This is a genomic window from Pseudomaricurvus sp. (assembly GCF_965662505.1).
In the GTDB taxonomy this organism is placed as follows: Bacteria; Pseudomonadota; Gammaproteobacteria; order Pseudomonadales; family Cellvibrionaceae; genus Pseudomaricurvus.
This window is the reverse complement of sequence record NZ_CBFIHX010000075.1, coordinates 1-290: the sequence shown is the minus strand read 5'-3', so window position 1 is coordinate 290 and position 290 is coordinate 1. Positions and strand designations below refer to the sequence as shown.

Here is a 290-nt window from a genome sequence, read left to right as displayed (position 1 = left end):
TCACCTTCAAAAAGAAGCATTCATCATGAGAATTCGAGCAAAACAGAAATGTTACCCACAAAAAAGGCAGCCCGTGGGCTGCCTTTTTTGTGGGTCATCAATCATCAGATTGACTTAATGGTGCCTTTTGGCAGCACAGCGTGAACCGCTGACTTTTGAAACTTCAGCTCAACGCTGTTACCAGTTTCAATAACCATGTAGTTTTCGTCAACCTTGGTGATTTTGCCGAGCATGCCGCTGTTCATTACGACTTCATCCCCTTTACCCAAGCCAGTCACCAGTTCCTGGTG

Annotated in this window: 1 protein-coding gene; it reads right to left on the bottom strand. The window is 45.5% G+C overall.

Annotated elements, in window-relative coordinates; translation table 11 throughout:
* Positions 1-104: 104 nt before the first annotated feature.
* Positions 105-290: preprotein translocase subunit YajC (yajC, locus tag ACTG33_RS11160; protein WP_439135292.1), on the bottom strand; the 186-nt coding region annotated here is incomplete at its 5' end.